The following is a 14013-nucleotide window of genomic DNA, read 5'->3' as shown; positions in this document are numbered from 1 at the left end:
GCGAAAACCGCGTTTTCCTGATTGGCATGGAATTCAGCAAGGCAAGCCGTAATATTGTCGGTTTTGACTGGCAGGAACCGCAGGCATAAGGGCTGAAGTTTCCCCTCAATGCTTATAAAGGTGCGGCGCTTTCATCTTGTTGACCTGCCAGCCAGCACGACCCGGCTTACCAACCGGCAACGCTTTCTGTTCTGGTTTTACTGACGTTTTCCCACCCCCAACAGACGCCGTGACTACCGGCAATGCCACGGCCTGACCGCTGAGACGGTTATAAACGGTCAGCACCCGGCGCACGTAATGCTGGGTTTCGGAATACGGGGGAATGCCCTTGTACTTGTCGACCGCGCCCTCCCCAGCATTATAAGCGGCAATCGCCTTGTACAGGTCGCCATCATAGCGTTTCATCAGCCAGCTCAGGTAGCGGGTTCCGCCATGGATATTCTGATTGCTGTCGAAAGAATCCGCCACGCCGAAACGCTCTGCCGTCGCCGGAATCAACTGCATCAACCCCTGCGCGCCCTTGGGTGAAACTGCCTGGGCGTTGTAGCAAGACTCGATCGCAATCACTGCCTTGACCATATCGGAACTGATGCCGTACTTGTCAGCATATTTCTGGATGGAATCCTGGTGCGCCTCCGCCCTTTTGTTGACCGTACCGGCCAAACTACAGCCATCCCCAGCCGCTAAAGCAGGCTTTGCCGCTGCAAATCCACACAGAATGATGAAAATAATACGCTTCAAGCGAATCATGTGTTTTCCCCAAATTAAACTGACATCCAGTATATTAGAAAATTCTGATATTTCAAGTCCCTTCGCTTAGGGGCAAGCAGCAGCAAAAAGTTCCATCGACGCTTGGCCAAGCGCATTCTATTCAGGAATGTGCAGCGGAAGAAGTGATGGCAGTCACGTATCCTGCTATAGTTTACCCACTAGCTTTCTCCCCATGGAATTTATCATGGCATTAATAAAAAAATTTTCCTGTCATGCGGTTTTCTGCATTTTGTGTCTCATATCTACCACATCCAGCGCATTGGCCGCCCGCCTGCCAGTGGGCATGAACACCAACGAAGTCATGCAGGTAGACTCCAGTGTCCCCTTCGTCAATCTATTCAAAATGGCGCTGCCTTTTGACGAAGCCGACAGCAAACTGACACGCGGCAATATCCAGTACGATGCCGATGGCTGGCCACAAAACCTCAACGGCGGGCAGGCGGGAACCAACTTACTGCACTGGCTACCGGCTGGCACGCTGCCGGAAGGCAACTACACCGTGCTGTACGATGGCGAGGGCGAAATCCAGTACGGCGACGACGCCCAGCTTGTGAGCCGCACCCCCGGCAAAGACATTATCCGTATCCTGGCCGGAAGCGACCAGTATTTCAAGGTCACGCTGACCATCAGCAAATCCAGCCCGGAAAACTACCTGCGCAACATCCGCGTACTGCTGCCGGGCGGCATCTGCGCCAGCAACCCGTTCCATCGGGTCAACAGCGCCAGCCAGTGCGATGGCGATTACCGGGACTTTGCAACCTACCATGAAAGTATCCTGTTCAACCCCGACTACCTGGAATTCATGCGCCCGTTCAAGACCATCCGTTTCATGAACATGTCCGGCATTACCCGCAACGCGCTGAGTACGTGGGAACAGATGCCGCGCCTGTCACAGGCCACCTGGGCGGGTAAGGAAGGCCGCCGGGGCGCACCGCTGGAAGTCATGGTCAAGCTCGTCAACCAGCTGAATGCTGACGCCTGGTTCAACATCCCCCATGCTGCCGACAACAATCTGGTGAAGCAATATGCCGACTACGTGCGCCAGAACCTGCGCCCCCACCTGAAAGCCTACGTCGAATACACCAACGAAGCCTGGAACCCGGCTTTCACACAAGCGCAATACACCCGCCAGATAGGGCTGCAACAGAAACTGGATACCGACCCGATGCAGGCCAGCAGCAAATATTACGTCAAACGCTCGCTGGAAATATTCCGTATCTGGCAACAGGCATTCGCTGGCTCCAAGCGGCTGGTGCGGGTATTGGGCAGTTGGGCTGCCTACCCCAAACTGAGCGAAACCCTGCTCAGCTACAACAAGGCTTATGAGCAAACCGACGCGCTGGCGATTGCACCCTATTTCTACGTGCATGAAAAGCAGCAAGGCGAGGTGCGCAACACTGAGGACGTGTTCCGCCTGCTCAAGGATGACCGCAATGCCTATTCCATCGCCAACGTGCTCGACAGGGTGCAGAAACATGCGGATATTGCCAAACAATACGGCGTCAAATTGATTGCTTACGAAGGCGGGCAGCATTTGGTCGACCGCAAAACCCGTTCCACCCGCGATTTCCCCAACCCACAATACATCGGCGCAAACCGGGCACAACCGATGGAAGCGCTGTACGTGGAGTTTCTGGAAGGCTGGCAAAAAATCACCGGCAACAGCCTGTTCGTGGCATTTTCAGCCCCGCGCACCTATCAGGCGTATGGCAGTTGGGGGGTCAAGGAATACATCAACCAACCATCAGGGGAAGCGCCCAAGTTCCGGGCGTTGTTGCGCTTTGCCCATTAGCGCCCTATTTCACCTGCGCCGTAATCTGCAAGCTTACCACATCACCCGCTGCCACCGAACCCACCGACCATTCGCCGCTGGCCGGGTCATACACGCCTAACGGGCTGGCATGATGGAAAAGCAACCCAGGCGGCAACAGGTCATGCACCCGCACGCTGGAAGCATCCCCCGGCCCGGTATTGCGCACCGTCAGGGTGTAGGTCAGCAATTCCCCACGCTTGACTTCGGGCTTGTCCAGCACCTTGGTCAGCGTCAGGTCGACCTCCTCACCCCAGGAAAAACCGCTTTCCGCGCCCGCCAGCACAAGGCCAGCATCCCAGCCCTGCAAACGCTCGCCTGCCAGCAGATGGATCACCCCGGTCTGGCCACCACCATCTGCATCACTATCCGTTTGCGAATCGCCACTGGCGCGCAGCTTGGTAAACTCATACCCCGCTGGCAACCCGCTGAACACCAGCACATAATCCCCCGGCGGCAGGTCATCAAACCAGTAAGCGCCCCCGGCATCCGTGCGGCTGGTGGCAATACTGTTCCCGCTGGCATCGCGCAGTTCTACCCCAATATCAACCACTGCTGTTTCATCCCCATCCCGCGCCCCATCGCCATTGCCGTCAAACCAGACCCGGCCACCCAGCGCGGCGGGCAAGCTGAAAGCAATGTCAGCATCATCCTTGAAACTGCCCGCGACGCCAGTGGTTACGGGCATGGTCAGCAGCGGAAACTCCCCATCCTTTTCCGCCTGCAAGCTATATGCATGGCCGGGAACCAGCCCCTGGAACGCATAGCGCCCGCTGGCGTCCGTCACGGTTTCCGCCACCAGGGTTGCACCGTCGTACAGGCGGATGCTGGCGTTGGCAACCACTGGTTCGCCCGTGTCCGGCTGGCCATTGCCGTTGCTGTCAAACCAGACATAATCCCCCACGCCTGCGAACACCATTGCATCCAGCCGCGCCAGCCCCACCTTGGGTGGCTCCGTCGTGAGCAGGGTTTCCGTGGTGTTGGTAGTGGTGTCGAAATACTCGGCGGTGTAGGCGAAACTGTTCCATGCCACGTTGCCGGACGCGGCATCCCCAGCCTGCTGGCGTACCGGGACTTCGATGCGCAGGGCCTCCCCCGGTTTCAGCCCACCTGCCGGAACCCAGGTCAGATGCAGGTGGCTGGGGTCACCCACCAGCGCAGGCAAACCGGCTGTAATTTCGCTGCCCGGCACGGCGGTCACGTTGCCATCCGCCGTTACCCGCTGCAACACCGGCTCCCCGGCCAGCACCGCACTCCATTGCGAACCGCGCGCTGCTCCTGTCACCAAACCGGTATCGCCCGGTACAGGCAAGACATCTTCCACCTCCAGTTCGGTGTGGGTGACATTGCCCGTATTACGAATTTCTAGCCGGTAACTGCCTTGCCCATCCAGTGTGGTCTGCCCAATGCCGGGAGGGCGCTGGTACGCAGCATCCAGTGCGCCTTTGACCCATTTCACGCTATCCAGATTGGTCAGCTCCGGCACTTTGAAGGTGGTATTGGAAGAGCGGCACAGCGGCTGCCAACTCTTGCCTGCATCTGCCCCATTGGCGCAATGTACCAGAGGATGGTCGCCCGCCGACAGCCAGGCGGAATTGCTGATGCTTGTACCCGCTGCGATGCCAGTGCGGATACGGGTTGAGAAATACACCGCCAGCGCCGGGTCGGCATTTCCGGCAGGTAATTGGCAACCGTTGAACTCCCAACGCAATTTCACCCGCCCATCGGTTTGCAGGTTGCGGCTAAAATGCGGGTTGGCGCACGCCGCCTGGTCGCTGGAAGCCTTGTTGGTCGGCACGGAAACCCGCCACCAGTTCCCACCCTGCCCGGTCAGGTAATCCAGTTCCGCTGGCAGCACATCTTCCATGATAAGAAAACCGCTTCCTGTACCGGATAACTCATCCACCGCCGCTGATGCCCGGTATACATGGTCATGGCTGGCCGGGGCGGGTGCTACCACCGGTTTCCAGCCAACGACGGAATAAACCACGGTGGAACCATCAGGCGACACCACCCCGCCCGTGGGCGTGGTTTTGCTGACGCTCAGGATGGGTTGCCCCAGCTCCAGCACCGGCACATCAGGGGCGCACGCGATACCGTGCAAGGAAGATTCCGCGCAGTTGCGCACGCCCTCGCCCACGTAAGCGCCATCCAGCACAAAACGCAGATCCAGGGATTGCGCACCGCTACCGGCAGGCACTTCCCAACGCAAACGTTTGGCACTGCTGACCAGCAGCCCAGTAGACAATACAGTTGCCACGCATCCGGTCGGGTTGCCACTGGCATCCAGCAGGTTACTGCCGCGCCCGGCATCATGTTCGGACTGCACCCAATCGTGCAGGGGCTGATTCAGTGCATGAAAATTATCCACGCCATCATCCGCGCAATCAACGGCCGGGTAAGCCATAACCTTGGGGGTATTGCTGGCCGTTGCCAGCTGCACTTGCATCCCGGCGGGAACCTGTTCCGTCACCGTGTAAGCCGTAGCACTATCGGGCAGTTTGACGCTCCAGCGTTCCATGCCGCCGGGCTGGATGAAATCAGCGCTGCCGGTTTTGCTGAATGTGCCTATCGGTGGAGGTGGTGATGGTGGGCAAGCGGCGTCTATCCCGGCAGGAACCGTTACATCCGGCGCAGCTGCCTGACTGGTTTGTCCACCACTGCTGGCGCTGGCCTGATTGCTGACGACAGCAGGCGGGGAAGCGCTGCCACAAACCGGAAATTTGACCTGCACCTTGAGGATGCCAGTCGAACCTGCTGCCAATGACCCTGCTGGCGCTCCCGGTGGCAGGTTATCTGCCGGGGTTGCCAGCGTCCATGTGAGGGTTTTGCCACTGACGCTGGCCGCAGCGACATTACCACCCACTGGCGTATAGCTGGCGATTTTCAGCGGCGAGGGAATCGTGTCGCTAATAGTGGGAGCCGCGCAGTACAGATCATTAATGGCCGCGCAGCGGTAACGGATAGTGTAGGTAAAAGTTTCACCAGCCAGCGGTTGGGTGTTGCTGACCTGTTTCACTACCAGCAAACCCGCATCAGAGGCGTAGGCCGGAGCCGTGAATACAGTAAGACAGACAAACAGGTACAAGGACAAGGCAAGCGTCGCCAGACGGTTGTTATTATGGTTATACATGGCAAACCCAGTGAATTTTATTTCACGGCAAGAATACCTGATTACGCCCCATTCTGCCAGTTATCCATAAGTAAATTTAAAGACCATTAATTCAGCAGATTATCCAGTTGCTGGTAAACATCCCTGCCGTGTGGGTCTTGCGCCAGCGCCAGCAGGAACAGGTTGTGACTCTTGGCCGCCCAAATCTGCCCAACTGCGGCTTTTTCACGGGCATCATCAGCGGTTTCCAGATGTGCGCCTTTGTATTCCACTACCAGAGTGCGCCCATCCCGCAATTCGGCGATGAAATCAGGGTAAAAATAGCCATGCGCCACAGGCAGCCGGAATGATGCTGATTCCCGGTTGACCAGATTACGTACCCAGTGTTTGACCCTGGGGTGCTGATCCAGTGCTTGCGCGCAAGAAAACTCCTCACCGCTGGCGCTCAGGTCTTCGATCACCGGGTAGTAATGTTTGCTGAACGTATATTTGCCCCGGTAATACGGTATCCGCGCCGGATACAGGCCGGGCTTGAATGCGTAGCGGTACGTTTCAGACACGCCCAACAGGCTGGCATCCTCAAACAGCCAGTGCCGGAAACCTTGCTCCGCCGCTTTGTTACGGCAGAAGGCGATACGGTCTTTGATGGCGCGTGCCAGCAGGAACTTGCTGCGCACCAGCGCGGTGAGGGAAAAGCCACGCTCAGCCGTCAGATGCCCGACCAGTTGCACCAGCCAGCGGATCATCTCGGTGGGGCTGACATCCGCCTGCCGTACTTCGCGGTCAAGCCAGCGCACCAGCACAGTTTGGTTGATGTCGAGTTCGATCAGGTTGAGGTTGGGCGTTTCATCGCGTTCAGCCAGCTTGTAGCTGACGTGCCCGCCTTGCAGAAATACCTCGAACGTGCGCCCGGATTCACGAATCTCAAACTGCGGTAGTTCCAGCGGGAAATCCAGCAGTGACCAGACGCCCCTAGTGTAGAGGAAGGATTCCGGCTCCAGCAGGTGAAGCTGGTTTTCTTCGCGCACGCACAGCAGGGGCAAAGAAGCGAAGATTTCCCCTCGTTCGGCAGGCGCAAGCCGCGCTTTCGCCCGCAGGTTGTGCTGTTGCACCTGTTGCTGGACTTCGGTTTTTTGCTTGCCGCTGAAGCCTTGCAGGATCAGCTTTTCGGTGGATTCATCGATCAGGCCACAAGCAGCAAAGGTTTCGCCGTTGCTGAGGGTGAATTCACTGCGTTCCTCCGCTACTGCGGGTTTAGGCTGTTCAGGATTACCATCAAACAGACTGTATTGGCTGCCATGCTGCAAATGTTGCGGAATTTCCAGCGGGTCGAACCCCATGCCCTGCACCATCTTGTCGGTCAGCATGGCGGCAGCTTTGGCGAAATTGGGGGAAACCAGATGCGCGTAGGCGCGGTTGAGCGCTTCGTTGCTGCGGCGTTGCGCATACGGCATCCGCAACACGCGCCCCAGCAATTGTTCGGCATCCTTGGCGGACTTCACGTCCTTAACTGAGCAGAACACGTAGGCGAAGGAGCAATCCCAACCCTCTTTCAATGCCTCCACGGTGATGATGTATTCAATCGGGCAGGCAGGGTCGAACAGGTTGATACCATCGAGTTCGCGCTGGCTGCCGGTGACGACGGCGATTTGCTGCGGCTCCACCCCTAGCTGTTCGGTCAGGAAGTTTTTCAGCACTTCATGGGTGACTTCGCCGCTTTTGTTTTCGGCCTGAAACAACACCAGCGGGCGGATGGAATCGCCGGATTTCACCGCCTCCTGCGCCAGTTGTTTGCGGGTCAACACGGCATCACGCACTGCGCCTTCCCACTCGTTGTGTTCGCTGAGCATGATCGGCAGCTTGATCATGTTGGCGGCTTTCAATTGCGAGGCGGAAACGTGGTGCAGTACGTTGGAAGCAGAGTCGTGGCTGGTATCCGGCGTGGCAGTGAATTCGACCACACAGGCGGGGTGAATGCGTTTAAGCGTGTCGAAGGTCAGTTTGGTGCGGGCATTATGCGCCTCGTCCATGATCACCAGCGGCTGTTTGAGCGCCAGCAGGTTGGCGAAGGAATACTTGATCTTGTCCAGCGTGGCGGCGGTCAGGCCGTTGGGCTTGAGGTCGGCTTCGGTGACTTTTTCCAGGCGTTCGTCGTGCGGATTAACACCGGCAAAATGCGGCTCGAAATCCTCGTGATAGGCGTAGACCTTGCGCCCGCTGGTGTCTTCGACGCGCAGGGTGGCAAGCGTGCCAACCACCACGATGGCTTTCGCGCCGATGTCCTGCTTGCGGATGCGGGTGACGTCGCCGATGTCCAGCACCAGCAGGCGGTCGACGCCGAATTCATCTTCCAGCGCGGTGCGGTAGGGGTGTCCGGGTTTCTGCAAGGCTTCCAGCGTTTGTTCGCGGATCGTGTTGGTGGGAACCAGCCACAATACGATGGGGAAATCCTGCTCCAGATAGGCGCGTTTCGCCACGCCAACGGTGTAGGACGCCAGCACGGTTTTGCCGCCCCCGGTGGGCAGGCGCAAACACACATACGGAACCTGCCCGAAAGCGTGGTGCAGGTAGGGCAGCGGCGGGCGGTTCTGGCGTTGCTGAGCGCGGGTGAACGCTTCTTCCACCGGCATCAGGCGGGCTTCTTCGAGGAACTCGCGCAGGGTTTGCAGCGTTTCTTTCTGGTAGTTTTTCAGCTCGAACATCAGGCTTGTAGCTCTGCCAGCAATTGTGAAATTTGGGCGTGCAAAGCTGGAAGGTCACGTTCTGCCGTTTGCCAAACCCGTTCCAGATCAACCTTGAAATAACCATGACTAAGAGCATTTCGCATACCGTACAAAGCTCGCCACGGAATTTCGCTATGTTGTTCGGTCACTTCGGGGAAACGCTGAAAGATGTTTTTAGCTGCTTCGCCAATGATCTCGAAATTGCGGATTACGGCATCCCGCGCCATTTTATGTGTCAGGAAGGCGGGGTAATCCATATCCGCGAGATATTCGCCGATATTGCAGGACGCTTCGGCGATGTGTTCGAGGTAATCAATCAGGCGCAGTTCGTTAAGACTCATAAGGCAGCAGCTTCCTGCATGACCTGCTGGCGGAATTTGTCAGGCAGCGCCTCTGGCGTTAGTACATCCACCCGTTTGCCCAGCAATTCGGAAAGCTCGTATTGGATTGCACCAAGGTCAAACAATGACATGGTGGGCAAAGGCTCCACCAGAATGTCGATGTCGCTGGCATCCGTCTCTTCCCCATGCAGTACTGAACCAAACACACGCGGATTGCAAGCGCGGTGAGATTCGACCATTGCGCGGATACGTCCGCTGTGTTCTTTCAATGTATCTAATAGCGTCATATGAAAACCTCATCTATCAGATTGTACCAGATCACCCCACCCGCACATCATACGGTATCTGCTTGAATACGATCCCTTCCGCCGCCAGCCTTCCGGCGCCGAAGCGGCTGGTTTCGCCGTAAACAACGCGCTTGCCTTCATGCTTCGGTAATCCGTCCAGCACGTTCTGGGTGAGGACGTTGCCGCCTTGCGGGCGGCGGTCGCCGAGGATGCCGTTGTACAGCAGGTAATAGGCCGTGCCGTCGTGGATGCCGAGCAGCGGGGAAAGCGATTGCGGGGCGATCCACGGGGTGCGGGTTTCCAGATACCAGAGGTAGGCCGCGAGCGTGGGGAAGCAGATGGCTTTGTCTATCATGCCAAATGCGTCGAAGACGGTTGCGCCGAGGCGGCAGAAGGTGAAGCCGCCGCCGCCCTGCCAGTTGACGGCTTTGGAAATGCCGCCCTGTTCGCCGTCCACCACTTTTTGCAGGCGCGGCTGGCAATGGGTCACGGCATGGTCGCCCATTTCCACGCCGATGTAGTGCCGCCCCATCTTGTGCGCCACCGCTGCGGTCGTCCCCGACCCCAGAAACGAATCCAGCACCCAATCCCCCGAATTCGTCGCAATATGCAAAATCCGCTCAATCAAGCCTTCCGGTTTGGGTGTTTCAAACGAAGCCTTTTCACCGAATAGCAGCTCGATTTCTCTGGAAGCGTGTTGATTCAAAGCCAAACCAGACCACATGGAGGGTGTCGTCATGCCCTGTTTTGCTTCAGAGACATACAACTTCCTCATCGGGGTAGTCGCAGTACCTTTTACTCCCCAGTACAAACGCCCTTCTTGCTGCAACCGCTCCATTTCTTCTCTCTTGTGTCGCCAGCAAGTGCCTTTACGCGGCCAAACCTCTTCACCTGTGTAAGGGTTTTTAATCGGATACACCAAACTATCGACCATACGCCCTCCCTTTCCATTGGCAGTTGTATCAATCTTGCGGAATGGGCCGTTAGGGTCTGGGCCATTGGGTTCATCAAACACACGATACTGGGAATCCGCTTTGTCTGTTCTCGGCATCAGGTTGAAGTTAATTTCCGCCGCTGTCTTTTCGTTGTTTTTACCCTGCAAAATGGATTTACCCCAAACCAGAATATGCTCATGAATTGAGGCAATTGTCCGGTCATTGGGTGCGCCATCACGCTTTTGCCACGCAATATCGAGAATGAAATTTCGCCTTCCAAAGATTTCGTCGAGCATGACTTTGAGGTAGTGGCCTTCGTTGTCGTCGATGGACACCCACAGGCTGCCGTCTTCGGCGAGCAGTTCGCGCAGGAGTTCAAGGCGCGGGTACATCATCGACAGCCATTGGCTGTGTTCGAGGTTGTCGTCGTAATGCTCAAACGCGGAGCGCGTGTTGTACGGCGGGTCGATGTAGATGCATTTCACCCGCCCCGCATACAAGGGCAACAAGGCTTTGAGCGCCTCCAGGTTGTCGCCCTGAATCAGCAGGTTGTGGTTGGGCGTCTCGCCATAGCCGAGTTCAGGCACTCCTTCGAGTAGGCGGTACGGCACGCGGGCAGCCGTGCGGAGGGATTCGGGCTTGTTCAGCCAGTCAAGCAGGGGCATTAACTCTCTTCCCGATACAAGACCTTGAATGCCTTGCGCATTTCCCTATCCACCTTGTTCAGCAACTTGTAGAGCGCATCCAGATCGGGTTTGGCGTCTGTCGCGCCTTCCGCAAAATCCAGACTGGCTTTCACCAGCGCGAAGGTCGGCGCATACAAGGCCGGGTAGGCATTACCCGCTTTCAAATCCTTCGCCTGCTCCTGTAGGGAACGGATTTGTGGCTGCCAGTCATGCAGGACTTTCGGCTTGGCAGGCTTTCTGGCAGGTTTAGCATCCAGACTTTCCACGATGCGGTTATTCTGCTTGGCAACCAGATAACGTTCCTTGAGATCGGCAGTGTAGTTTCCGCCAAAATAGACGTTATAACCCCGGAACATGCCGTCGTAGATGATTTTTCCCTTGAACGGCAGCAACACGGCCTGTACCGCTGTCGGCAATTGCGAAGGGTGGACAATTTCATCCAGTTCCTGATACAGCCCCACCACGCCATACACCTGATTGTCACCGCCCTCCATCGGAATGAACACCGCGTATTTTTTCAAAAGACGCTCAATGAAAAAACTGCCCCGCAAAAAACGCTGCCAGCCCGAGACAATAGCAAGCTCTTCGGCACTCAACCCTGACGGATTTTCCTGCGTAAACTTCCTGATAAATTGCGGGTTATCATACAGGGCATCCCTGACCTGCGCCTTTTCCTCAAAGCTGCAACCTTCCTTGTAACTGGCCGTATCGCGGACTTCGGGCAACATCCCCAGTTGTTCCTTGACAAAAAACTGCAACTCCCACATCAGCCTGAAAAACAGGTCAGCGTCTTCCTTGGATAGTTTCATGACTGGATTCCTTCCATGAACGGATTAATCACCGTCAGATTTTCAATCTTCTGACCATGTTGCAGATCTTCGCTGTACAAAATGCTGCAACCCGCCTCCAGCGCCGCCGCCACAATCAGCGAATCATAAAAACTGAAACGCCAGCGCTCCCGTACTGTCAATGCCTGCTCATACAACGCCACATCAGCAAACACCCTGCATAAAGGCTCCAACGTAGTCTGCAAATAGCGTTTCGCCTGCACTTCGGTCATCGGTGGATCAAACTTACGCAATGCCAGATTCAGAAACTCCTGAATCACCTGAAAGCTGATACACCCCTTGCCTGACAAAGCCAGCTCCAGTAACTGCACCGCTTTCACCTGTTTTTCAGGGGCTGTCTTGTCGAAGGTATAAATCAGCGTGTTGGTATCCAGAAAAAACTCAGCGCCGCTCATTCATTTCATCCCGGCTGAACTTCCGGCCACCGCTGGATACCCCGGACAATTCCTGCATCAGCTCACGATACGCCTGCACTCGGCGCTGTGCCTCGGAACGGTTACTGGTGTACTGGCTCAACCATTTGCGGAATTCATTATTCAGGGTGGTTTTTTGCTGCCGTGCCTTTTCACGCGCCCGTTCGATCAGGTCGTCATCAGCACTCAGGGTAATGTTACGCATGTCATGCCTTCCTCAAAAACACGAAACCAGTGTACACGAAATCAGGGCATACAACATTTCTTGTACTTCTTGCCGCTACCACATGGGCAAGGGTCATTGCGCCCGACTTTGGGTTCAGTGCGGATAACCTGTGGGATAGCAGGTTCATCATCCTCCAGATCATCATCGTCATCCATGAAACCATCCAGAAATCCGTCTGGAAACATATCGGCATGGTAATTGGGGCGCGGTGTATCCCGCTGGCTGCGTAAACCCAGCCCCAGTTCCACATCCTCCATATCACCGCAGATACTCCAATCTACATCCCCGGCAGCGTAAACCTCACGAATGGCATCTACCGTTTCTGCCGCCTTCAGGCTGATCAACTGGGCGATAGTCATGCCGCGTATAGCAGCATTTCCCTCACTCAGGGTTTTCATGCAATGCGCCAGCTGCGCTACTGCCCGCTCCCGTAAAGCAGGCTGCTTGCCCATTTCACCCAGCCCTTCCACGGCAATCATGCGGGCAAGCTCGTCATGTTCGTCATCCAGCACAAATGCCGCCAAGGGTTCGATACCCGCTTTCCCGGCAGCCGCCAGCACGATAGGGATTTCATCCATTGCCCAGTCATCGGTGGTCAGAACGACCAACACCTTCAGCAATTCCTCCAGACCCGCTGGCATCAACTGGCTCAGCGCCCGCCACGCATGAAGGGGAACCCAGATCTCATCCCCGTCGCTTTCGACGAAGCTGTCATCCTCAATCAGTTCTACCAACGTAGGCGCATCGTCAGCTGAAAAACCATGTGCCAGATAATTGCCCCACCGGCGGCTATCCTGCGGCTCACCCAATGGGGTCAAAATATTAATAATGGTTTGCTTATCCATAATCACTCCTTTCGTTACTGTCGAGCATAGCAAAACAGCGCCCGAATCGCGCCCTCACTTGCGCTGCCAGTTGGTCAACAGCAACCCGACGGCCACCAGCGCCATCCCCGCCACATGGAACAGGTGCAAGCGTTCCCCCAGAAACGCCACTGCCAGTAAAATTCCGAACACCGGCAACAGGTAGCTGAACTGCCCGGTACGCCCCGCACCCAGCTGCTGGGTCGCATGGTTCCAGAACAGATACGACAGCAACGACGGGAACACCGCCACATACAGCACGCTCCCCATGCTGACCAACGTTACCGGCATGATGTGGAAAGTCAGGCTTTCATGCACATACAACGGCAGGATAGCCAACGCACCCAGCAGCACGGTAAAACCGAGGATCGGCAAGCCTTTCAACCCCTCCGGCAACTTGCGCAACAACACGGTGTAAAACGCCCAATCCAGCGCCGCCGCCAGCATCCACAGGTCGCCGGAAGTAAAATCCATCCGCTGCAGGATTCCCACATCCGCATGGGAAATGATGACCAACACCCCCAGCAACGACAACCCCACCCCCAGCCATTGCCGCAAACTGCTGTGCTCACGTAGCAATGCACTCGCCAACAACACGGTCAACACCGGCGTAATGGTCTGGATCAGTACCCCATTGGTCGCCGTCGTGGTCTGCAAGCCCTCATACACCAGACTGTTGAAACCGGCCACGCCCAGCAAGGCCAACGCCCCCACCAGCCGCCAATGCGCCCGCAACAACGGCAACGCCTGCCGCATCGGTTGCCCCGCAAACGGCAACAGGATCAGCCCCGCCGTCGCCCAGCGCCAAAATGACAGCGCCAGTGGCGGAATATCCGCATGTACCGCCCGCGCCAGATTGAAATTGCCCGACCAGAACAACACGGTCAGCACCAGCAACAGGTAGGGGGAAAAACGGTCAAGAAAAGTAGTGGTCATAACACAGGTTTTACAGGGTCGGGACAGCAGACTATCATGCAACGCAACATTCGCACAGCGGG

11 protein-coding genes and 1 pseudogene are annotated in these 14013 nt (G+C 56.6%); 1 reads left to right on the top strand and 11 read right to left on the bottom strand.

All coding sequences use genetic code 11. The features are described 5' to 3' along the window. Nucleotides 1-105 precede the first annotated feature (105 nt). Nucleotides 106-750: a lytic transglycosylase domain-containing protein gene (locus THINI_RS23755; RefSeq protein ID WP_002710069.1), complete on the bottom strand. Its 645-nt coding sequence runs from the start codon at nt 748-750 to the stop codon at nt 106-108. A gap of 205 nt (nt 751-955) precedes the next feature. On the opposite strand from THINI_RS23755, the gene THINI_RS18590 reads away from it, so the two are divergent. Beyond that, on the top strand, nt 956-2563 hold the full coding sequence (locus tag THINI_RS18590) for a hypothetical protein (protein ID WP_002710068.1): 1608 nt from the start codon (nt 956-958) through the stop codon (nt 2561-2563). Nucleotides 2564-2567: 4 nt separating this feature from the next. On the opposite strand, the gene THINI_RS18585 is transcribed toward THINI_RS18590, so the two are convergent. The 10 genes and pseudogenes from THINI_RS18585 to THINI_RS18540 form a co-directional block, all read right to left on the bottom strand. Further along, a complete protein-coding gene (locus tag THINI_RS18585; protein WP_002710067.1) occupies nt 2568-5714 on the bottom strand; it encodes an SdrD B-like domain-containing protein in 3147 nt (1048 codons plus the stop codon). 86 nt (nt 5715-5800) lie between these two features. Continuing rightward, nucleotides 5801-8395: a DEAD/DEAH box helicase gene (locus THINI_RS18580; RefSeq protein ID WP_002710066.1), complete on the bottom strand. Its 2595-nt coding sequence runs from the start codon at nt 8393-8395 to the stop codon at nt 5801-5803. Next, nucleotides 8395-8757, bottom strand: a complete 363-nt coding sequence (locus THINI_RS18575) for a HepT-like ribonuclease domain-containing protein (RefSeq protein ID WP_002710065.1) — start codon at nt 8755-8757, stop codon at nt 8395-8397. The genes THINI_RS18580 and THINI_RS18575 overlap by 1 nt, the downstream gene beginning before the upstream one ends. Beyond that, the gene (locus tag THINI_RS18570) at nt 8754-9044 is read right to left on the bottom strand and encodes a nucleotidyltransferase family protein (RefSeq protein WP_002710064.1); all 291 of its coding nucleotides are present in this window, start codon (nt 9042-9044) and stop codon (nt 8754-8756) included. Before THINI_RS18570 ends, THINI_RS18575 begins: the two co-directional genes overlap by 4 nt. A 31-nt stretch (nt 9045-9075) precedes the next feature. Continuing rightward, on the bottom strand, nt 9076-10644 hold the full coding sequence (locus tag THINI_RS18565) for a site-specific DNA-methyltransferase (protein ID WP_002710063.1): 1569 nt from the start codon (nt 10642-10644) through the stop codon (nt 9076-9078). Beyond that, entirely contained in the window at nt 10644-11474 is an 831-nt protein-coding gene (locus THINI_RS18560; RefSeq protein WP_002710062.1) for a hypothetical protein, read from the bottom strand. The genes THINI_RS18565 and THINI_RS18560 overlap by 1 nt, the downstream gene beginning before the upstream one ends. Then, complete coding sequence (locus tag THINI_RS18555; protein WP_002710061.1) at nt 11471-11908, bottom strand: PIN domain-containing protein; 438 nt, start codon at nt 11906-11908, stop codon at nt 11471-11473. The genes THINI_RS18560 and THINI_RS18555 overlap by 4 nt, the downstream gene beginning before the upstream one ends. After that, on the bottom strand, nt 11895-12131 hold the full coding sequence (locus THINI_RS18550) for a hypothetical protein (RefSeq protein ID WP_002710060.1): 237 nt from the start codon (nt 12129-12131) through the stop codon (nt 11895-11897). Before THINI_RS18550 ends, THINI_RS18555 begins: the two co-directional genes overlap by 14 nt. 41 nt (nt 12132-12172) lie before the next feature. Then, a pseudogene (locus THINI_RS26745) lies at nt 12173-12268 on the bottom strand (SEC-C metal-binding domain-containing protein); the annotation flags it as partial. Nucleotides 12269-13051: 783 nt separating this feature from the next. Beyond that, on the bottom strand, nt 13052-13951 hold the full coding sequence (locus THINI_RS18540; protein WP_002710058.1) for a DMT family transporter: 900 nt from the start codon (nt 13949-13951) through the stop codon (nt 13052-13054). Nucleotides 13952-14013 lie beyond the last annotated feature (62 nt).

Source organism: Thiothrix nivea DSM 5205 (assembly GCF_000260135.1).
Classification (GTDB): Bacteria; Pseudomonadota; Gammaproteobacteria; order Thiotrichales; family Thiotrichaceae; genus Thiothrix; species Thiothrix nivea.
This window is presented reverse-complemented; position numbering and strand designations above follow the sequence as displayed.

Excerpts from the sequence above, each read along its gene's own strand:
- THINI_RS18575 (WP_002710065.1), bottom strand. The coding sequence starts at position 8,757 with ATGAGTCTTAACGAACTGCGCCTGATTGATTACCTCGAACACATCGCC.
- THINI_RS18580 (WP_002710066.1), bottom strand. The coding sequence starts at position 8,395 with ATGTTCGAGCTGAAAAACTACCAGAAAGAAACGCTGCAAACCCTGCGC.
- THINI_RS18585 (WP_002710067.1), bottom strand. The coding sequence starts at position 5,714 with ATGTATAACCATAATAACAACCGTCTGGCGACGCTTGCCTTGTCCTTG.
- THINI_RS23755 (WP_002710069.1), bottom strand. The coding sequence starts at position 750 with ATGATTCGCTTGAAGCGTATTATTTTCATCATTCTGTGTGGATTTGCA.
- THINI_RS18565 (WP_002710063.1), bottom strand. The coding sequence starts at position 10,644 with ATGCCCCTGCTTGACTGGCTGAACAAGCCCGAATCCCTCCGCACGGCT.
- THINI_RS18555 (WP_002710061.1), bottom strand. The coding sequence starts at position 11,908 with ATGAGCGGCGCTGAGTTTTTTCTGGATACCAACACGCTGATTTATACC.
- THINI_RS18550 (WP_002710060.1), bottom strand. The coding sequence starts at position 12,131 with ATGCGTAACATTACCCTGAGTGCTGATGACGACCTGATCGAACGGGCG.
- THINI_RS18590 (WP_002710068.1), top strand. The coding sequence starts at position 956 with ATGGCATTAATAAAAAAATTTTCCTGTCATGCGGTTTTCTGCATTTTG.
- THINI_RS18570 (WP_002710064.1), bottom strand. The coding sequence starts at position 9,044 with ATGACGCTATTAGATACATTGAAAGAACACAGCGGACGTATCCGCGCA.
- THINI_RS18540 (WP_002710058.1), bottom strand. The coding sequence starts at position 13,951 with ATGACCACTACTTTTCTTGACCGTTTTTCCCCCTACCTGTTGCTGGTG.
- THINI_RS18560 (WP_002710062.1), bottom strand. The coding sequence starts at position 11,474 with ATGAAACTATCCAAGGAAGACGCTGACCTGTTTTTCAGGCTGATGTGG.